The organism is Microbacterium pratiae (assembly GCF_047302165.1).
GTDB lineage: Bacteria > Actinomycetota > Actinomycetes > Actinomycetales > Microbacteriaceae > Microbacterium.
The window spans coordinates 3250679-3269842 of record NZ_CP154843.1 but is presented as its reverse complement, the minus strand read 5'-3'; the positions used below and the strand labels follow the sequence as shown (position 1 = coordinate 3269842).

Below are 19164 nucleotides of genomic sequence, written 5' to 3'. Positions count from 1 at the left end.
GCGTCGCTAGTGTTGTCGCGTGCCAGAATCCGTCATCTCCGCCCGAGGGCTGCGCAAGACCTATGCCGTGAAGGGCAAGCCCGACTTCGTCGCCGTTGACGACCTGTCGTTCGAGGTGGCGCCCGGAGAGTCCTTCGGGCTGCTCGGCCCGAACGGCGCGGGAAAGTCGACCACGATGAAGATGATCGGCGCGGTGTCGACGCGCAGCGGAGGCGATCTGCAGATCCTCGGGCTCGACCCCGATCGCTACGGTCCCGAGATCCGGTCGAGACTCGGGGTCGTGCCGCAGCAGGACAACCTCGACGGCGAGCTCAACGCCCGCGAGAACCTGTACATCTACGGGCGGTACTTCGGCCTGCCCGGCAAGGTCTGCCATCAGAAGGCCGATGAGCTGCTCGCGTTCGCGCAGCTGGAGGACAAGGCCAAGAACAAGGTCGATCAGCTGTCGGGCGGAATGAAGCGACGCCTCACGATCGCGCGCGGCCTCATCAACGACCCGCGCATCCTGCTGCTGGACGAGCCGACGACGGGCCTCGACCCGCAGGCCCGTCACGTGCTGTGGGACCGGCTGTTCCGTCTGAAGGAGCGCGGCACGACGCTCGTCCTCACGACCCACTACATGGACGAGGCCGAGCAGCTGTGCGACCGACTCATCGTCGTCGACAAGGGGCGGATCATGGCCGAGGGCACGCCGGCCTCGCTCATCCGCGAGCACTCGAGCCGTGAAGTCCTCGAGGTGCGCTTCGGGTCCGACCGCAACGAGTCCGCGGCCGCTCAGCTGCGGGGCATCGGCGACCGCGTCGAGGTGCTGCCCGACCGCATCCTCGTCTACGCGCACGACGGCGAGGCGGCTCTCGAGCGTGTCTCGGCGGTGGGGCTCACGCCGTTGACGAGCCTCGTGCGCCGATCGAGCCTCGAAGACGTCTTCCTGCGCCTGACCGGACGGTCGCTGATCGAATGAGCACCCAGACCGCGCACCCCACGCTCGACGAGCTCCGGGCTGAGGCGATGGCCGGTGGGCGCAAGCCCCGGCGCTACGGCACCTGGTACGTCGCCGAGCACATGGTCCGTGCGATGCGCGCCTACGGCTGGACGATCGTCGTCGGCGCGGTCGGGCAGCCGATCATGTACCTGCTCGGCCTCGCCGTCGGCCTCGCCGCCCTCATCACCATGCCGATCTCCTCGCACGGGCAGGAGGTCGCCTACCTGCCGTTCGTCGCCCCGGCGCTCCTGGTGACCGCAGCGATCGCGGTCGCGTCCGAAGAGATGACGTATCCGGTCATGGCGGGCTTCAAATGGCGCCGCTACTTCTACGGCTTCAACGCCTCGGCCCTGTCGAGCCCGCAGATCGCGAACGGTGTCATCATCGGCGCGACGGCGCGGATGATCGTCGCCGTCGGTGCTTACTACCTCTTCATCTGGCTGCTGCCGTTCGGCGCTGTCCCGAACCCCGCGACGGGCTGGCTGTCGATCCTGGCGGGCGTCGCGGCCGGTATCGCCTTCGGCATCCCGCTCATGGCGTATGCGGGCTCCATCCACGACGACAAGGGGCAGTTCGCCCTCGTGCAGCGCTTCATCTTCATGCCGATGTTCCTCTTCTCGGGCACCTTCTACCCCGTGGAGACACTTCCGATCGGCCTGCAGTGGATCGCCTGGATCTCGCCCCTCTGGCACGGCGCCGAGTTGGGGCGCGCGGCCACCTACGGAGCGGATATCGGATCCGGCATGATCGCCGTGCACGTCCTCTACCTGCTCGCGCTCGCCACCGTCGGCTACCTCTGGGGTCGTCGCGTGTTCACCGAGAGGCTCGCCCGATGACCGCCGTGATCGAGCGCGGGGCGCCGACCGGGCGCCGCGGTGGCGTGCGCGCGCTGTGGGCGGGCAATCCGGGCGCAGTCGTCCAGCGCGGTCTCATCGCGGCTCGCTCGTCGAGCTGGATCGTCGTGCTGTCGGGGTTCTTCGAGCCGGTGTTCTACCTCGCCTCGCTCGGCATCGGGCTCGGTGCCCTCATCGGCGAGGTCGAGACCTCGTCGGGCGCCGCGGTTCCGTACGCCGCGTACATCGCCCCCGCGCTGCTCGCGGTGTCGGCGATGAACGGGGCCGTGTACGACTCGACGTGGAACGTCTTCTTCAAGCTGAACTACGGCAAGCTCTACGAGGGCATGCTGTCCACGTCTCTCGGGCCCCTCGACGTCGCGCTCGGCGAGATCCTGTACGCCCTGCTGCGCGGTCTCGTCTACGCCACCGGCTTCATGATCATCATGCAGGTGCTGGGGTTGAACCTCGCATGGACGGCCGTGCTCGCCCTTCCGGCGGTGCTGCTCATCGCGTTCGGTTTCGCGAGCGTCGGGATGGCGGTCACGAGCTACATGAAGACCTTCCAGCACATGGACTGGATCAACTTCGTGCTCCTGCCGATGTTCCTGTTCTCCGCGACGTTCTACCCGATCACGGTCTACCCCGAGTGGGTGCAGGTGATCGTGCAGGCGCTGCCGCTGTGGCACGGCGTCGAGCTGATCCGCGGATTGACGACCGGCATCGTCTCGCTCGGGATGCTGTGGCACGTGCTCTACTTCGTCGTGATGATCGCGCTCGGTCTCGTGTTCACCACCAAAAGGCTGCGCGCCCTGTTCCTCGACTGAGCCGACGCCGACCGAGGCGTGCCGCAGAGCGCTCCGCGCAGAAAACGACGGATGCCGCGAGCCCGAAGGCCCGCGGCATCCGTCCGTTCGGAGCGAAGATCAGCGCGTGGCCGCCGCGTCGCCGATGTTGGTGTCGTACTCGGAGTCCTTGGTCTCCTTCGACAGCCACAGGGCGATGAAGGTGAGCACGGCGGAGGCCGTCAGGTACACGCCGACGAGCCAGGTCGAGCCGCCCGCGAGCGCCCACAGGGTCGTCGCGATGCTGGGTGCGACGGCGGCGCCGAGGATCGAAGCGACGTTGTACGAGATGGCCGAGCCGGTGTACCGCACGTTGGTCGGGAACAGCTCGGGGAGCAGCGCGCCCATCGGACCGAACGTCGCCCCCATGAGCATGAAGCCGAGCACGAGGAAGGCCTGCACGAGGGCGCCGGTGAACTTCGGGTCGAGCTGCGGCGCGAGGAAGACCGCGAACAGCAGACCGAACACCGCGATGACGCCGGTGACCCACAGCAGCAGCTTGCGGCGGCCGATGGAGTCGGCGACGGGGCCCGACAGCAGCGTGAAGATGCCGAAGAAGATGACGCCGACGATCTGCATGATGACGAAGTCGGTGAAGCCGAACCCGAGGCCCGGGACGTAGGCCGCGGCATCGAACGCCGCGCCGGATGCCTCGGCGGTCGCCTGTGCGGTCTCGAGAGTCGGCTTGGTGCCGTACGCGAGGGTGAAGCTCGTCATCAGGTAGAAGAGCACATAGGTCGCGAGCATGATGAACGTGCCCAGGATCAGCGCACGCCAGTGGCCGCGGATGACCGACCCGAGCGGGAACTTGCGGATCGCGCCGGTCTTCTCCGCCTTCGAGAACGTCGCGCTCTCGACGAGCTTCAGGCGCACCCAGAGGCCGACGATGACCATGACGGCCGAGAACAGGAACGGCACACGCCAGCCCCAGGCGAGGAACTCCTCGGATCGCTGGGCCGGGCCGTCGGGGTGCGGCAGCGCGAAGTAGATGACGAGGAAGACCGAGTTCGCGATGATGAAGCCGATCGGGGCGCCCAGCTGGGGGAAGGTGCCGTACCAGGCGCGCTTGCCCTTCGGGGCGTTCTCGGTGGCGACGAGCGCCGCTCCCGACCATTCGCCGCCGAGGGCGAAGCCCTGAGCCAGGCGCAGCACGAGGAGCAGAAGTGCCGCCCACCAGCCGATGTCGTTGAAGGTGGGGAGGCATCCGATGAGGATCGTCGCGATGCCCATCGTCAGGAGCGATGCGACGAGGGTCGCCTTGCGACCGAATTTGTCGCCGAAGTGGCCGAAGACGACGGCGCCGATCGGACGCGCGATCATCGCGGCGCCGAAGACCGCGAACGACGCGAGGAGCGACGCGGTGTCGTCGTCGCTCGGGAAGAAGAGGATCGGGAAGACCAGGACGGCCGCGGTCGCGTAGACGTAGAAGTCGTAGAACTCGATCGTGGTGCCGACGAGGCTGGCGGTGATGACGCGGGAACGGGGGTTCGCGGGCGCGGCGGGGGCCGCGGTGGCGGATGACATGTGCGGTGTGATGCCTGTCTGGGAGAACGGGTGAGCGCCCTCGTGGGAGCGTGCCGGTGGGCGGCCGTCCGAGGCGGGGTGGTGCGGCGGACGTTCGACGCGGGGATCACCGGCGGCGTCGACGGTGTCGGCGACGCACGATCGTCCATTCTACGGCTGATGCCGCGACCCGGGGTTCCGAGCCGCGGCATCCGCGTGTGTGGTGGGCGTGGCCCGGGGCGTCAGCGCCAGAGCACGGCGATCGCGACGTTGGCCACCGTGCCGAGCCCGATCAGCCAGAAGATCGCGGCGGGCACCGACTGGGTGCGCTTCTGCCGAGCCGAGCCGATGCCCAGGAGCGCGCCGATCAGGAGGAGGATGACGAGCTTGACGGCGATCTTGACGTAGTTGAACTCGTGATCGGTGCCCCACGGCGCAGCCAGGGCGAGCCCGGCGACACCGGCGACGAGCAGGCCGTAGCTCATGACGCGGGTGATGCGACGGGCGCCGAGGGCTTCGACGAGCCATGCGCCGAAGAGCGTGGCGAAACCGATGAGGTGGACGACGAGGACGATTCCGCGAAGCGTTTCCATACCCTCAGCCTAGCTGAAGGTATGGAAACGCCCGATCGATGTCAGCCGCGGAACGAACGCAGCGTCAGCGCCGTGCGCAGCGCGGCATCCGCGGCCTCGGCGCCCTTATCCTCCTTCGAACCGGGCAGGCCCGCCCGATCGATGCCCTGCTGCTCGTCGTCGAGGGTGAGAACGCCGAAGCCGACCGGCTTGCCGGTGTCGATCGCGACGCGCGTCAGCCCGTCGGTGGCCGCCGACGACACGAAGTCGAAGTGCGGCGTTCCGCCGCGGATGATGACGCCCAGGGCGACGACCGCATCGGCGCCCGCGTCGAGCGCCGCCTTCGCCACGACCGGCAGCTCGAACGAGCCCGGCACGCGCACCAGACGCCAGGCTGCGCCCGACTCCTCGAGCACGCGCTCGGCGCCGGCGATGAGACCGTCGGTGATGACGTCGTGCCACTCTCCGGCGACGACGACGACCTTCAGGTCGGTTGCGTCGATCCGCTGGCGTTCGGGGGCGCCGTGTCCGCTCATGCGATGTTCTCCGGGTTCTGTCGGGGGTCGGTGGTCTCGCCGGTGGAGGCGGCTGCGACGGTGCCGCGCGCGAGCGCCGCGCTCAGCTCGGCGTCGTCGATGATGTGGCCCATGCGGTCGCGCTTCGTGGCGAGGTACTGGTGGTTGTTCGCGCCGACGCCGACGAGGAGCGGCACCTGCTCGGCGATGTCGAGTCCCAGCGCCCGCAGCTGCGAGACCTTGTCGGAGTTGTTCGTCAGCAGGCGGATGCTGCCCACGCCGAGATCGGCGAGGATGCCGGCCGCTGCCGCGTAGTCGCGGGCGTCGGCAGGCAGGCCGAGCGCGAGGTTCGCGTCGAGCGTGTCGAGCCCGCGCTCCTGCAGCTGGTAGGCCCGGAGCTTGTTGATCAGGCCGATGCCGCGGCCCTCGTGGCCGCGCATGTAGATGACGATCCCGCCGTCGCGGTCGATCGCGTCGAGGGCGGCATCCAGCTGCGGGCCGCACTCGCACTTGAGCGAGCCGAACGCCTCGCCCGTCAGGCACTCCGAGTGCACGCGCACGAGGGGAGCCGCATCGGTCAGGTCGCCCGAGACGACGGCGATGTGGTCGGTCCCGGTGACGCGGTCCTTGTACGCGAGGAAGCGGAACGTGCCGTGCGACGTCGGCACCTGCGCCTCGGCACGCAGGCTCACGCGGCGCCGGTTCGAAGCGGCACCTCCGGCGGCGGGACGCGGGTCGGTCTCGTCGAGGTGGGCGATCAGCTGCTCGATCGTGATGACGGGGATGCCGTCGCGTTCGCCGAGTTCGAGCAGACCCAGCATCCGCATCATCGAACCGTCGTCGGCGACGATCTCGGCGATCGCGCCGACCGGCTCGAGACCGGCGAGCTGCATGAGCTCGACGGCGGCCTCGGTGTGGCCGCTCCGCTCGCGCACACCGCCCTCGACGGCGCGCAGGGGCAGGATGTGGCCCGGGCGGATGACGCTTCCCGGCGTCGACGCGGGGTCGGCCAGCACCGTCAGGGTGCGGGCGCGGTCCGCCGCGCTGATGCCAGTCGTCACGCCCTCGGCCGCGTCGACCGAGACGGTGTAGGCGGTGCCTCGGGCATCCTCGTTCGTCTCGACCATCGGGGGGAGATCGAGGCGGTCGGCCCACTCGGCGGGCATGGGCGCGCAGATGAAACCGCTCGAGTGGCGGACCGTCCACGCGATCCACTCCGGCGTGGCGAGCGCGGCCGACAGGATGACGTCGCCTTCGTTCTCGCGGTTCTCATCGTCGGCGACGATGATCGGCTTTCCGGCCCGCAGCGCGTCGAGCGCCTCGGAGAGGGGAGAAAGGCTCATCGGGAGCCTCCTTCGTTCGAGAGGGTGGTGAATGCCAGCAACCGCTGGACGTGTCGGGCGAGGATGTCGGTCTCGAGGTTGACCGCGTCGCCGGCGATCCGGTCGCCGAGGGTCGTCGCGGCGAGCGTCTCGGGGATGAGCGAGACCTCGAGCCAGGCCTGCGGGGCGGACGCTGCGCTCACATCGCTCACCGTCAGCGAGACGCCGTCGACCGTGATCGACCCCTTGTCGACGACGAGGGGGGCGAGGTCAGCGGGCACCGAGATGCGGAGCACGCGCCACTGCTCGCCGGGACGCACCTCCAGGACGCGACCGAGACCGTCGACGTGCCCCTGCACGATGTGCCCGCCCAGGCGGGTGTGCGCGGCGAGGGCGCGCTCGAGGTTCACGGCCCGGCCGGGCTCGATGCCCGTCAGGCTCGACACGTCGAGGGTCTGGCGCATCACGTCGGCCGTGAACCAGTCGTCGCCCTGGTCGACCACCGTGAGGCAGACGCCGCTGACGGCGATCGAGTCGCCGTGCCCGGCATCCGACACCGCCTTCGGCGCGCGCACGGTGATCCGGACGCCGTCGCCCGACGGGTCGACGGCGACGACCTCGCCGATCTCTTCGATGATTCCGGTGAACATCAGGCGTCTCCTTCGGAGGGGGATGACGGGGGCACGGGGGAGGCGATGATCAGCAGGTCGTCGCCCAGGGGCTCGACCGAGCGCACGCGCAGGCGCCGCTGGTCGGAGATGGTCTCGACGCCGAGCGAGCGCAGCGCCGGGCGGTCGTCGCCGGCCGAGCCGGAGCCGATGAGAGTCGGGGCGACGTAGGCGAGGATCTCGTCGGCGAGTCCGGCGCGCACGAAGGCGCTCGCGATGGTCGGGCCGCCCTCGACGAACACGCGCTGCACCCCCAGCGCGAGCAGCTCGTCCATGAGCGAGGGTGCGTTCGGGCTCTCGCCGCCGAGGTTCTCGCCATCGCGGTGCAGAAGGGGCAGCGGATGACGGTGCACCAGGGCGTCGTCGGGCACAGCGCGCTGGCCCAGGACGACGGGCCTCGGCTGCCGGTCGTGAAGGGTGCCGTCGGGACGACGCGCGGTCAGGGCGGGATCGTCCGAGAGGAGCGTGCCGGTGCCCACGACGATCGCGTCGGCTTCGCTGCGGCGGCGATGCACGTCGGCTCGGGCCGCGGGGCCGGTGATCCACTGGCTGGTGCCGTCCGGAGCCGCCGCGCGCCCGTCGAGCGACTGCGCCCACTTCACCGTGACGTGCGGGCGACCGAGGCGCTGCACCGTGAGCCAATCGTGGATCAGTGCCTGGCCGTCGTCGACCAGCAGTCCGCCCTCGACATCGACGCCGGCATCGCGCAGGCGCTGCGCTCCGCCCGCCGATGCGTCACCCGGGTCGGACACCGAGTAGACCACGCGCGCCACGCCGGCCCCGATGAGGGCGAGCGCGCACGGGCCGGTGCGGCCGGTGTGGTTGCAGGGCTCGAGGCTCACGACGGCTGTCGCGCCGCGGGCCGCGCCCTCGGGAAGCTGCGACAGGGCGTCGACCTCGGCGTGGGGGGTGCCGGCGCCGCGATGCCAACCCTCCGCGAGCACGGATCCGTCGGCAGCGAGCAGCACGGCACCGACCTGCGGGTTCAGTCCGCGCGGACCGTTGCCGGCGAGCTCGAAGGCGCGACGCATCGCGGCGATCTCGCGGTCGGTGGTGCCCGGCATCCTTCGTCCTTCGGTCAGTCTCCGGGGACGCGGGTGGGCGCGCGCAGCGCGAACGCTGCCGTGCTTCCTCTCATCCGGACTAGCGACTCGCGTCGCATCACCGTCGGTCCCGGAATTCCACCGGATCAACCTCTCGGCCCGAAGGCCTCGAGGGTCGCGGACTCTCACCGCCGGTTCGGATTCTCACCGACCCCGGAGCACGTTCAATACTCCGATCGTACTCAACGCGGGCGCGCTCGCGGCATTCCCGACTCGCGCCGTCATGTGCGCGGGGCTCGTGGTCTGTCGGGCGGGTGCTACTTGAGCAGTCGGGAGAGACGCCGATCGGCGAGCAGCTTCCCCCCGGTCTGGCACGTCGGGCAGTACTCGAGGCTGTTGTCGGCGAAGAACACGCTGCGCACCTCGTCGCCGCAGACGGGACACGCCTCACCGCGGCGTCCGTGCACCCGCATCCCGCGACGCTTCGCGTCTTTCAGATCGGCCGGCGGCTTGCCGGATGCCGCGGCGACCGCCTCGGCGAGCGTCGCGCTGAGCGCGGTGAAGAGCCGGTCGATCTCGGCGTCGTCGAGGTTCGCCGCCAGCGCGTACGGTGACATCTTCGCCGCGTGGAGGATCTCGTCGGAATAGGCGTTGCCGATACCGGCGACGATGGACTGGTCGCGCAGCACGCCCTTGATCTGCGTGCGACGTCCGGCCAGCAGGCCCGCGAGGGTGGCGCGGTCGAACGCGGGATCGAGCGGGTCGGGACCGAGCCGCGCGATGCCCGGCACCTCGGCCGGGTCGCGCACGACGTAGACCGCCAACGACTTCTTCGTGCCGGCTTCCGTCAGGTCGAAGCCGGACTCGTCGTCGAACCCGATGCGCAGTGCGATCGGGGACTTGCCGGGGCGGATGACCGTCGACGGCAGAGCGTCGTACCACCGGAGCCATCCCGCCTTGGCGAGATGGAAGATCAGGTGGGTGCCGCCGTCGGTGAAGAGGTCGACGAACTTGCCGTGACGAGCTGCGCCGGTCACCGTCGTGCCTTCGAGCGACTCGATGGGCGGGTCGTAGGTCTTCAGTGCCGAGATCGCGCTCACCCGGGCCTTCGTGATGCGGCGCCCCGCGAGGCGGTCGCCGAGGTAGTCGACGAGTCCCTGCACTTCCGGCATCTCGGGCATGGCGTCATCCTGGCACGCCCCACCCTCATCCGGCACGGGGTTGCGTGTCCGCTCCGTGTGGTTCAGCCGGCGAGCACGGGCCAGGGCTGCGGGGCGCGGTCGTCCGTGGGCAGTATGCCGGCGATCCAGCCGTCGTGGCGGCCGCGGAGGTCGGAGAGCCCTTGGCGCAGCATCCCCTCGTACCGGAAGCCGAGGCGGCGCGCCGTGCGCGCCGAGGCGACGTTGCCCGCGATCGCCCGCCACTCGATCCGCGCGAGCGCCAGCGGCTCACCGAATCCGAAGTCGATGACCGCACGTGCGGCCTCGCTCAGATAACCGTGACCGCGCGCCGCCGCGCTCATCCAGAACCCGATCTCCGCCGCACCTCCGGCCGCCACCCGGTGCAGGCCGATCATGCCGATCCACTCGCCGTCACGACGGATGCCCCACGTGAGCTCGGACTGCTCGTCCCACCACGCCGCCGCCTTCGCGATGAACTCTTCGGCGTGCTCGCGCGTGTAGGGAGACGGCAGGGTCGTCCAGCGCGGGACCTCGGGATCCTGAGCGGCAGCGGTGATCGCGTCGACATCCTCGAGAGTGGGGATCGACAGCTCGAGCCGTGCGGTTCGGAGGGTCACCGGTTCCATGCCCCCGACCCTACCGAGGTCCCGGGTCCCGGGTCCCGTCCCGGTCGCGGAACCCGGCTCCGTGGCTGTGCCGCGAACAGGCTCATCGCGGTGTCGCCCTGCCGAGTGGCCGCAGGCCTCGTCCTCAGCCTGCTGACGGCACGCGCTCCAGCTGATGCGGGTGCCGGGGCCGATCAGCCGGCACATCCCGGGCCGCGATGGAGGAGGCGTCGCCGGGTGCGTGCCGACGGGAGCCGAGCCGTGCCGTCAACAGGCTGGCGGCGCCAGGGTGCCTCTCATCGCGCGGTGTGCGGCGCCTGAGCCTGTCGGCGGTACGGATCAGTGACTTCCCCACAGGCGGCGGGCGAGTCGAATTGTTCACAGTTTCCTCCCGCGCCGGTCCTGCACGGGACTACGGACGACACCGTGTCGGCATGGAACCTCACGCCTCGTCAGCCTGGCTTCCCGCAAAGATCATGGAGTTGCGTTGCTGGTCGACATCCGATCTGCGCGCAGGCGGTCTCCGCAAGCGCGACATCGCGGATGCCGTCTCCTCCGGGCGACTCGTGAGGCCCCTGCGGGGCTCGTACCTCGTCGCGGATGCGCCACCATCCGCCGTCGTCGCGGTGTCGCTCGGCGGTCGTCTGACCTGTGTGAGCCTGTTGCGACTCCTCGGAGTGTTCGTCCTCGAGCAGAGCGGGCCGCACGTGCAGCTGCCGCGCACGGCCTCGCGGGTGCCGACGCCTGAGGCGGGCGCGGGATCGAGGCCGGTGCTGCACTGGACGCCTCCCGTCGCGCCGCGCCCGAGATGGTTCGCGTGCTCGAGCGTCATCGATGCGCTGGTCCGCGCGGTGCGGTGCCAGTCACCCCGAGCTGCCGTCGCGACGCTCGACAGCGCCCTTCATCTCGGACTGATCCGTGGCGCGGATCTCGACACGGTCTTCGCCGAGCTGCCCCTGCGGTACCGCACGCTGCGGCGCCTGATCGACGGGCGGGCGGAGTCCGGGCCGGAGACGCTCATGCGGCTGCTCCTGCGTGGAGTCGCCAAGACGGTCGAGCTGCAGGTGCGGATACCCGGCGTGGGGCGAGTCGATCTGCTCGTCGATGGCTGGCTGATCGTGGAGTGCGACAGCGATGCTCATCACTCCGGCCTCGACGCGCGGCGACGAGACGGCGCGCGCGATCTCGCGGCTGCGGCCCTCGGGTACCTGACACTGCGCCCGATGGCGTCGGACATCATGTGGCGCCCCGATCGCGTCCTCGAAGCCGTGCGCGGCGCCCTCAGCCGCGGGATCCGGCCGGTTCGCGCTCGCTGACGCTCGACCGGGCGGACACCCGCTGTTCCGCGTGCCGTGCGCAGGCTCTGACGGCTTGCGGCGGGACGTGGGGGCGTGGGTGCGGCACTGAGCCTGTCGACGGAACAGGGATGATGCGAAGCGGTGGACGTAGGCCCGCGGCCCAGACGCGCGCGGCCCTCGGACCCCGACCGTCCTCGGGGCTGGTGCGCGGGGGCCTCAGGGGTGGTCGACCGGCGGATGTCCGCTGTTTCGCGTGCCGTGGGCAGGCTGAGGTGGCTCGCCGCGCGGTCTGAGGGCGTCGATGGTGCGCTGAGCCTGTTGACGGAACGGGGATGACGCGAACACGGCGCCATCGGTCTACCGGCAGTCGCGGCCCGCTGGCGGGCGCGGTCTACCGGCAGTCGCGGTCCGCTGCCGGCACCTCGCCCGACCCGGACGGCGGGGCCGGTGCGGGCTCAGGCGGAGGGGTTCTGCGAGATGTAGACAGCCATGGCGGCGAGGTTCGAGAGCGGGGCCATGGCACCGTTGCCCGGCGCATCGAAGACCATCGCCTCGACACCCGCCTCGGCGTACGACGCGACCCAGGCCGCCGCTGACGGAAGCGGCACGGCGAGCAGTCGCGACGCCTCCTCTTCCGGCAGGCCGAAGCCGAGAGCAGCCTCGTGAGCCCGGTCGGCCGTCGAGAACGCGAAGATGACGGCGCCCTCGTCCGACCGCAGCGCGAAGGGAGTGGGCTCGTCGTCGGAGCCCCGCGCGATGAAGAGCCATCGGTCGATCGCGAAGGCGGCTCGCCAGAGCCGCTCCTGCACGGCAGCGTCTCCGGGCGAGGCCTTCGATGCGGCCGCGGCCTCGTCGAGCGCCGTGATGAGCTCCGGCGCGGGCTCTACCGGCGTCTCGACCGGCGTCTCGGCGTGCAGCTCCGCGGGCGTGCGCGACTCCGCGGCATCCTGGCCGCCGTCGGCCCCCGCGGTCAGCCCGCCGTCGGGTGCGGTCGATTCGTTGTCAGACACGACGCAGAAGTCCCAACTTGTCGTAGACGTCAGCGAGCGTGCGGTCGGCGACCTCGTCGGCGCGCGCCGCGTTCGATGCCAGCACACGGTCGAGCTCGGCGGGGTCGTCGAGCAGCTCGAGGGCTCGCTCGCGGACCGGTCCGAACTCCGAGACGACGACCTCGGCCAGCCCCTTCTTGAAGTCGCCGTAGCCGCGACCGGCGTACTCGTCCTCGATGGCGGGGATCTGGCGGCCCGTCAGCGCGGCGTAGATGACGAGCAGGTTCGAGACGCCGGGCTTGTTCTCCCGGTCGTAGCGAACCGAGCCCTCGGAGTCGGTGACGGCCCGCATGACCTTCTTCGCCGAAACCTTCGGGTCGTCCAGCAGCCACAGCACGCCGGCATCCGACTCGGCCGACTTCGACATCTTCGCGGTCGGGTTCTGCAGGTCGTAGATGCGCGCGGTGTCCTGCTGGATGACCGGCATCGGCACGCGGAACGTCTCGCCGTAGCGCGAGTTGAACCGCTCGGCCAGGGTGCGCGTCAGCTCGACGTGCTGCTTCTGATCGTCACCGACCGGCACGATGTCGGTCTGATAGAGCAGGATGTCGGCGGCCATGAGCACCGGGTAGGTGAAGAGACCCACGTTGGTGGCGTCGGCGCCGTAGCGCTGCGACTTGTCCTTGAACTGGGTCATCCGGCCGGCTTCACCGAACCCGGTGATGGTCGAGAGCACCCAGGCGAGCTCGGCGTGCGCGCGGACGTGGGACTGCACGTACAGCGTCGACCGCGACGGCTCGATGCCCGCCGCGATGTATTGGGCAGCGGTGCGCCGGGTCTTCGCGCGCAGTTCGGCGGGGTCGTTCGGCTGGGTGAGGGCGTGCAGGTCGACGACGGAGAAGAACGCGTCGTAGGTGTCCTGCAGGTCGCGCCACTGCATGAGAGCCCCGATGTAGTTGCCGATCTGGAGCGAATCGGCGGACGGCTGCATTCCGGAGTACAGGCGGGGCTTGGTCACCAGAAGAGTCTACGGGCGTCGTCGCGCGCCTCGCCGCTCGCGCCTCAGCCCGGGAAGACGTAGTCCGCGACGACGGGTGCGTGGTCGCTCCACCGGGTGTCCCACGACGGCGCGCGCACGACGTGGTAGTCGGCGACTCGCTCCGCGAGCTGCGGTGTGGCGAGGTGGTAGTCGATGCGCCATCCGGTGTCGGTGTCGAACGCCTTTCCGCGGTTGGACCACCACGTGTATGGCCCGTCGACCTCGCCGGCGAACCGTCGCCCGACGTCGACCCACCCGAGGCCGGTGCCCCGCTCACCGTCGACGGTGTCGACCTCGACGCCAGCGGGAGCGGTGAAACGGTCGAAGTAGGCGCGCTCGCGCGGCAGGAACCCCGCCTTCTTGCGGTTGCCACGCCAGTTGCGGATGTCGAACTCGCGGTGGCCGACGTTCAGGTCGCCGGTGATGACGGCAAGCTCGCCGAGTTGCGGCATCCGCTTCTCCATCGCGTCGAGGAAGGCGTACTTCGCGACCTGCTTCTCGGTGTCGGCCTCGCCCGTGAAGACGTACGCGCTGACGACGGTGAGGTGCTCGCCCGCGACCTCGATGTCGGCCTCGACCCAGCGTCCCTTCGAATCGAGGTCGTCGTCGCCGAGCTCGATGCGCCACACGTCGAGCGGTTCACGGGCGGCGATCGCGACGCCCGCGCGTCCCTTCGCGAGCGCCTCGTCGGACACGAAGTGCCAACCCGGCAACGCCGTGGCGAGGTCGGAGGCCTGCGCCCGGACCTCCTGAAGAGTCAGGATGTCGACGTCGGCGTTCTCGAGCCATTCATGCATGCCCTTTCGGGCGGCGGCGCGGATGCCGTTGACGTTGACGGAGGCGATGCGAAGGCGGTGTGACACGTCTGCCAGCGTAACCGCGACCTCCGACAGGGCTCACTGCGCGGCGCGCTGCTCCGCGTCGAGGCGTCGCAGCAGCTCGCGCGCCCGCTTCACATCCCGGCGGGCGGGAACTCGCCGCCACCAGCCGGCCTCGGCGAGGGCGTGTTCGGCGTCGCGCAGCTGTGCCTCGGCGACGACACGCAGCGCGCGTCGTTCATCGGCGCGTCTCTCCTCCTCGGTCCGGACCTCGAGCGGGATGTCGTCATCCGCCGCCGACACGGCCACCCACGACGCCGCGACGAGGATGACGATGCCGGCGAGGCGCAGCCACAGCAGGAAGCCGATGAGCACCGAGAACGTCGCGAGGAGCGGGTTGCTGGGGGAGTAGACCGCGAGGAAACCGGCCCCGAGCTGCAGCACGCTCAGCGCGACCCCGCCGAACATCGATCCGGGGATGATCTTGCGCCAGGGGAGCGCTGTGCCGGTCAGGAAGCGGATGAGCGCGGTGAGGGCGGCGGTGTTGACGACGATCGCGACCAGCACCGACGCGAGCCGGCTGAGCACGTCGATCGTGGTCGACTCGTACGGGATCTCGAAGAGGTCGAACAGCTGCCGAACCACGCCGCCCGCCACCAGACCCAGTGCGGCGCCGAGCACGAGTGCGAGTCCGAACAGCAGAGCCGCACCGAAGTCGCGCAGCTTCAGGAGCACGTAGTTGCGCGTGTCGAAGGGGAGGCCGAAGATGTCGCGCACCGCGCGGCGCGTGAACGTCACGAACCCGATCGCCGTCCAGATCGCCACCGCCAGGGCAGCGGTACCGGTGACGGCGAGCAGGCTTCCGCTGTCACGCGCGATGCCGGCGACGTCGTCGGGTGAGACGGGACCGCCGTCGGAGATCAGCCCCGGGATGTAGCTGTTGACGACCCCGATGAGGGCGTCGATCGCCATACGGGATCCGCCGAGCCACAGCCCCACGACGGCGAACGCCGTGTAGATCGTGGCGAAGAGGGCGAAGAGCGACTGGTAGCTGATGCTCGCCGCGAGCAGGAAGCCGTTGTGGCGCAGAAAGTGGCGCCAGACGCGGATCGGAAACCAGCCGAGCGTGCGACGAGTGATGGTCGTCGCACGCTCGATGGGCTGATCGAGCCGTTCACGCAGTCGCGACGTATCCCACCGCTCGCGCAGCGCATCTGTCGCCGAGGGGTCGGGTTCCACGTCGTCGAATGTACCGGCAGCGTCGGCGTGAGCTGATCGGGCACGAGGCCCGCTCGACTCAACGGCCGCGCAGAACCGCCTGCTTGACCTCGGCGATCGCCTTCGTGACCTCGATGCCGCGCGGGCAGGCCTCGGTGCAGTTGAAGGTCGTGCGGCAGCGCCACACGCCCTCCTTGTCGTTGAGGATGTCGAGGCGGACATCGCCGGCGTCGTCGCGCGAGTCGAAGATGAAGCGGTGCGCGTTGACGATCGCGGCCGGGCCGAAGTACTGGCCGTCGGTCCAGAACACGGGGCACGACGACGTGCACGCGGCGCACAGGATGCACTTCGTGGTGTCGTCGAAGATCTCGCGGTCGGCGATGGACTGGATGCGCTCCTTGCCGGCCTCGGGCTTCGAGTTGGCGATGAGGAACGGCTGCACCTCGCGGTACGACGCGAAGAACGGCTCCATGTCGACGACGAGGTCCTTCTCCAGCGGCAGGCCCTTGATGGCCTCGACGTAGATCGGCTGCGAGATGTCGAGGTCCTTGATGAGCGTCTTGCAGGCCAGGCGGTTGCGGCCGTTGATGCGCATCGCGTCGGACCCGCAGATGCCGTGGGCACACGAGCGACGGAAGGTCAGCGACCCGTCGACGTCCCACTTGATCTTGTGCAGGGCGTCGAGGACGCGGTCCGTCGAATACAGCTCGACGTCGTAGTCGACCCACTTCGGCTCGCTGTCGACCTCGGGGTCGAAGCGCCGAATGATGAAGGTGACCAGGAACGATTGGATGCCGGTGTCGTTCGCCGCCTCGGCAGGGGCCGTGGCATCCGTCTCGACGATCGTCATCAGTACTTCCTCTCCAGCGGCGGGTAACGCAGTTCCCCGGCCTCGTTCTTGGTGAACACGACGGGCTTCCAGTCGAGCCGGATGTGGTCCTCGGCGTGCGACGAGTGGGGGTCGCCCGACAGGTAGGCCATCGTGTGCTTCATGTAGTTCTCGTCGTCGCGCGTCGGGAAGTCGTCGCGCATGTGCCCGCCGCGGCTCTCCTTGCGGTTGCGTGCGGCGACCACGACGACCTCGGCGATGTCGAGCAGGAAGCCCAGCTCGACCGCTTCGAGCAGATCGGTGTTGAACCGCTTGCCCTTGTCGTCGACGTGGATGTTCTTGAACCGCTCGCGCAGGTCGGCGATGACGTCCATGACGTGCAGGAGCGACTCCTCGGTGCGGAACACCTGAGCGCCCTTGTCCATCTCGTCCTGGAGCGTCTTGCGCAGGACGGCGATGCGCTCGGTGCCGGGGTTGTTGCGGACGCCCTCGATGAGGTCGCGGACGTCCTTGGCGGGGTTCTCCGGCAGCGGCACGAAGTCGGCGGTCTTGACGTACTCGACGGCGTTGCGGCCGGCGCGCTTTCCGAAGACGTTGATGTCGAGCAGCGAGTTGGTGCCGAGGCGGTTCGACCCGTGCACCGAGACGCACGCGCACTCGCCGGCGGCGTAGAGGCCCGGGACGACGGTGGTGTTGTCGGCGAGGACCTCGGCCTTGACGTTGGTGGGGATGCCGCCCATCGCGTAGTGCGCGGTGGGCATGACGGGCACGGGCTCCACGACCGGGTCGACACCGAGGTAGGTGCGTGCGAACTCGGTGATGTCGGGGAGCTTGGTCTCGAGGACCTCGGCGCCCAGGTGCGTGCAGTCGAGCAGCACGTAGTCGCGGTGCGGGCCGGCACCGCGGCCCTCGGCGACCTCCTGCTGCATGCATCGCGAGACGATGTCGCGGGGAGCGAGGTCCTTGATCGTGGGGGCGTAGCGCTCCATGAACCGCTCACCCGACGCGTTGCGGAGGATCGCTCCCTCGCCGCGCGCGCCCTCCGTGAGAAGGATGCCGAGACCGGCGAGGCCGGTCGGGTGGAACTGGAAGAACTCCATGTCCTCGAGCGGCAGACCCTTGCGCCACACGATGCCGACGCCGTCACCCGTGAGGGTGTGCGCGTTCGAGGTGGTCTTGTAGATCTTGCCGAAGCCGCCGGTGGCGAAGATGACGGCCTTCGAGTGGAAGACGTGCAGGTCGCCGGTCGCCAGGTCGTAGGCGACCACGCCGGCGGTCTGGGTCGAGCCGTCGGGCGCCGTCACCGTGATCAGGTCGAGCACGTAGTACTCGTTGAAGAAGTTGATGCCGAGCTTGACGCAGTTCTGGAACAGCGTCTGCAGGATCATGTGGCCCGTGCGGTCGGCCGCGTAGCAGGCGCGGCGCACCGGCGACTTGCCGTGGTCGGCGGTGTGGCCGCCGAAGCGTCGCTGGTCGATCTTGCCCTCGGGGGTGCGGTTGAAGGGCAGGCCCATGTTCTCGAGGTCGATGACCGCGTCGATGGCCTCCTTCGCGAGGATCTCCGCCGCGTCCTGATCGACGAGGTAGTCGCCGCCCTTGACGGTGTCGAAGGTGTGCCACTCCCACGAGTCCTCTTCGACGTTGGCGAGCGCCGCAGCCATGCCGCCCTGAGCCGCACCGGTGTGCGAGCGGGTCGGGTACAGCTTCGAGATCACCGCGGTCCGAGCGCCCGGACCGGCCTCGATCGCCGCCCGCATCCCGGCGCCGCCGGCGCCGACGATGACGATGTCGAACTGGTGATAGTGGATGCCGTCCTTGACGACGACATCTTCGGTCTGGGTGCTCACTCGGCGAGCCTTTCGTTGCTGTGATTCACGTCGTCGGAGCGCAGGGTCAGCCCTGGCAGGTCTCCCAGAGCATGCTGTCCGCCGTCACTCCGAGGCAGGGGTCGAAGGTGAACACGACCAGGGTGCCGAGCAGGATCAGCAGGCCGGCGGAGAGCCAGATCGCCCACACGAGGACCTTGCGGGCGGTCGCGCCGGTGACGTAGTCGTTCACGATCGTGCGCATGCCGTTGGCGCCGTGGATCAGTGCGAGCCACAGCATGAGGACGTCCCACCACTGCCAGAACGGGCTGGCGAACTTGCCGGCCACGAAGGCGAAGTCGATGCCCTTGATGCCCTCGCCGAGCATCAGGTTGACGAAGAGGTGGCCGAAGATCAGGACGACCAGCAGCACGCCGGAGGCGCGCATGTAGACCCAGCCCCACTTCTCGAGGTTGGCGCCCTTCTTGCGAACCTGCGGGCTGCGGGGAGCGGCAAGGGTGTCGGCGGTCATCAGTGACCCCCTCCAATCTCGGAGAGAACGATGGGGACGTGACGGGCTGCGAAGCCGACGATCGTGACGGCCCAGACCGCCAGGACGCCCCACCACAGCTGACGCTGGTGGCGCGTGGCCCACGGCCAGAGATCGACCGCGATGATGCGCAGGCCGTTGAACGCGTGGTAGACGATCGCGGCGACGAGGGCGACCTCGCCGAGGCCCATGATCGGGTTCTTGTAGGTGCCGATGACGGCGTCGTAGGCCTCGGGCGACACGCGGATCAGCGCGGTGTCGAGCACGTGGACCAAGAGGAAGAAGAAGATGGCCACGCCGGTGATGCGGTGGAGCACCCACGACCACATGCCCTCATTGCCGCGGTACAGCGTGCCGCGCGGGGTCTTGGATGTGGTCTGGGCCACCGACGGTGTGACGCGTGCTGGTGCAGACACGGTCGTCCTCCCTGGATCGAACACGGTTCGTGGGGGCGATCGATGCCCCGGTGGGGTGGTTCACCCCCGGCGTCACATGGGCGCTCCTCGATTCTAGGCCGGGAAAATGACGCGGGGCGACGAAGGGCACCCT

At 69.6% G+C, this 19164-nt stretch carries 20 protein-coding genes; 4 read left to right on the top strand and 16 right to left on the bottom strand.

Translation table 11 applies throughout. From position 1 onward, the window contains the following. Positions 1-19: 19 nt before the first annotated feature. The 3 genes from AA0Y20_RS15570 to AA0Y20_RS15560 are packed head-to-tail and all read left to right on the top strand — an operon-like array spanning position 20 to position 2642. Positions 20-961 carry an ABC transporter ATP-binding protein gene (locus AA0Y20_RS15570; RefSeq protein WP_412936089.1) on the top strand — a complete coding sequence of 314 codons (942 nt, stop codon included), beginning with the start codon at positions 20-22 and terminating at the stop codon, positions 959-961. Further along, positions 958-1818 (top strand): ABC transporter permease, encoded by an 861-nt coding sequence (locus tag AA0Y20_RS15565; protein ID WP_412936086.1) that lies wholly within the window; start codon positions 958-960, stop codon positions 1816-1818. Before AA0Y20_RS15570 ends, AA0Y20_RS15565 begins: the two co-directional genes overlap by 4 nt. After that, entirely contained in the window at positions 1815-2642 is an 828-nt protein-coding gene (locus tag AA0Y20_RS15560) for an ABC transporter permease (protein WP_412936083.1), read from the top strand. The genes AA0Y20_RS15565 and AA0Y20_RS15560 overlap by 4 nt, the downstream gene beginning before the upstream one ends. A 99-nt stretch (positions 2643-2741) precedes the next feature. On the opposite strand, the gene AA0Y20_RS15555 is transcribed toward AA0Y20_RS15560, so the two are convergent. The 8 genes from AA0Y20_RS15555 to AA0Y20_RS15520 form a co-directional block, all read right to left on the bottom strand. Then, the gene (locus tag AA0Y20_RS15555) at positions 2742-4184 is read right to left on the bottom strand and encodes an MFS transporter (protein ID WP_412936081.1); all 1443 of its coding nucleotides are present in this window, start codon (positions 4182-4184) and stop codon (positions 2742-2744) included. 221 nt (positions 4185-4405) lie between these two features. Continuing rightward, entirely contained in the window at positions 4406-4756 is a 351-nt protein-coding gene (locus tag AA0Y20_RS15550; RefSeq protein WP_412936079.1) for a Fe-S protein, read from the bottom strand. Positions 4757-4797: 41 nt separating this feature from the next. After that, the gene (ribH, locus tag AA0Y20_RS15545) at positions 4798-5271 is read right to left on the bottom strand and encodes a 6,7-dimethyl-8-ribityllumazine synthase (RefSeq protein WP_412936077.1); all 474 of its coding nucleotides are present in this window, start codon (positions 5269-5271) and stop codon (positions 4798-4800) included. Next, the gene (gene ribA, locus AA0Y20_RS15540) at positions 5268-6593 is read right to left on the bottom strand and encodes a GTP cyclohydrolase II (protein ID WP_412936075.1); all 1326 of its coding nucleotides are present in this window, start codon (positions 6591-6593) and stop codon (positions 5268-5270) included. Before ribA ends, ribH begins: the two co-directional genes overlap by 4 nt. Next, positions 6590-7222 (bottom strand): riboflavin synthase, encoded by a 633-nt coding sequence (locus tag AA0Y20_RS15535; RefSeq protein ID WP_412936072.1) that lies wholly within the window; start codon positions 7220-7222, stop codon positions 6590-6592. The genes ribA and AA0Y20_RS15535 overlap by 4 nt, the downstream gene beginning before the upstream one ends. Then, positions 7222-8304, bottom strand: coding sequence for a bifunctional diaminohydroxyphosphoribosylaminopyrimidine deaminase/5-amino-6-(5-phosphoribosylamino)uracil reductase RibD (gene ribD, locus AA0Y20_RS15530; protein WP_412936070.1), 1083 nt, complete (start codon positions 8302-8304; stop codon positions 7222-7224). The genes AA0Y20_RS15535 and ribD overlap by 1 nt, the downstream gene beginning before the upstream one ends. Positions 8305-8600: 296 nt before the next feature. Next, a complete protein-coding gene (locus tag AA0Y20_RS15525; protein WP_412936067.1) occupies positions 8601-9464 on the bottom strand; it encodes an Fpg/Nei family DNA glycosylase in 864 nt (287 codons plus the stop codon). 62 nt (positions 9465-9526) lie between these two features. Further along, positions 9527-10090: a GNAT family N-acetyltransferase gene (locus tag AA0Y20_RS15520; protein WP_412936066.1), complete on the bottom strand. Its 564-nt coding sequence runs from the start codon at positions 10088-10090 to the stop codon at positions 9527-9529. A gap of 413 nt (positions 10091-10503) precedes the next feature. Here AA0Y20_RS15520 and AA0Y20_RS15515 point away from each other — a divergent pair, with 413 nt between their 5' ends. Beyond that, entirely contained in the window at positions 10504-11385 is an 882-nt protein-coding gene (locus tag AA0Y20_RS15515; RefSeq protein WP_412936064.1) for an endonuclease domain-containing protein, read from the top strand. 437 nt (positions 11386-11822) lie between these two features. Here the strand turns inward: AA0Y20_RS15515 and AA0Y20_RS15510 are convergent, their stop codons facing one another. Genes AA0Y20_RS15510 through sdhC form a run of 8 tightly spaced genes read right to left on the bottom strand, consistent with a single transcriptional unit; the run spans position 11823 to position 19031 of the window. After that, positions 11823-12377: a hypothetical protein gene (locus AA0Y20_RS15510; protein ID WP_412936062.1), complete on the bottom strand. Its 555-nt coding sequence runs from the start codon at positions 12375-12377 to the stop codon at positions 11823-11825. Further along, on the bottom strand, positions 12370-13374 hold the full coding sequence (trpS, locus tag AA0Y20_RS15505) for a tryptophan--tRNA ligase (protein WP_412936059.1): 1005 nt from the start codon (positions 13372-13374) through the stop codon (positions 12370-12372). The genes AA0Y20_RS15510 and trpS overlap by 8 nt, the downstream gene beginning before the upstream one ends. A gap of 44 nt (positions 13375-13418) precedes the next feature. Beyond that, positions 13419-14258 (bottom strand): exodeoxyribonuclease III, encoded by an 840-nt coding sequence (locus AA0Y20_RS15500; RefSeq protein ID WP_412936057.1) that lies wholly within the window; start codon positions 14256-14258, stop codon positions 13419-13421. A 33-nt stretch (positions 14259-14291) separates the two neighbouring features. Then, entirely contained in the window at positions 14292-15452 is a 1161-nt protein-coding gene (locus AA0Y20_RS15495; RefSeq protein WP_412936054.1) for a YihY/virulence factor BrkB family protein, read from the bottom strand. Positions 15453-15510: 58 nt separating this feature from the next. Beyond that, positions 15511-16281: a succinate dehydrogenase iron-sulfur subunit gene (locus AA0Y20_RS15490; protein WP_412936051.1), complete on the bottom strand. Its 771-nt coding sequence runs from the start codon at positions 16279-16281 to the stop codon at positions 15511-15513. After that, the gene (sdhA, locus tag AA0Y20_RS15485; protein WP_412936048.1) at positions 16281-18107 is read right to left on the bottom strand and encodes a succinate dehydrogenase flavoprotein subunit; all 1827 of its coding nucleotides are present in this window, start codon (positions 18105-18107) and stop codon (positions 16281-16283) included. The genes AA0Y20_RS15490 and sdhA overlap by 1 nt, the downstream gene beginning before the upstream one ends. Positions 18108-18153: 46 nt before the next feature. Further along, a complete protein-coding gene (locus AA0Y20_RS15480; RefSeq protein ID WP_023955540.1) occupies positions 18154-18597 on the bottom strand; it encodes a succinate dehydrogenase hydrophobic membrane anchor subunit in 444 nt (147 codons plus the stop codon). Beyond that, entirely contained in the window at positions 18597-19031 is a 435-nt protein-coding gene (sdhC, locus tag AA0Y20_RS15475; RefSeq protein WP_120264653.1) for a succinate dehydrogenase, cytochrome b556 subunit, read from the bottom strand. Before sdhC ends, AA0Y20_RS15480 begins: the two co-directional genes overlap by 1 nt. Positions 19032-19164 lie beyond the last annotated feature (133 nt).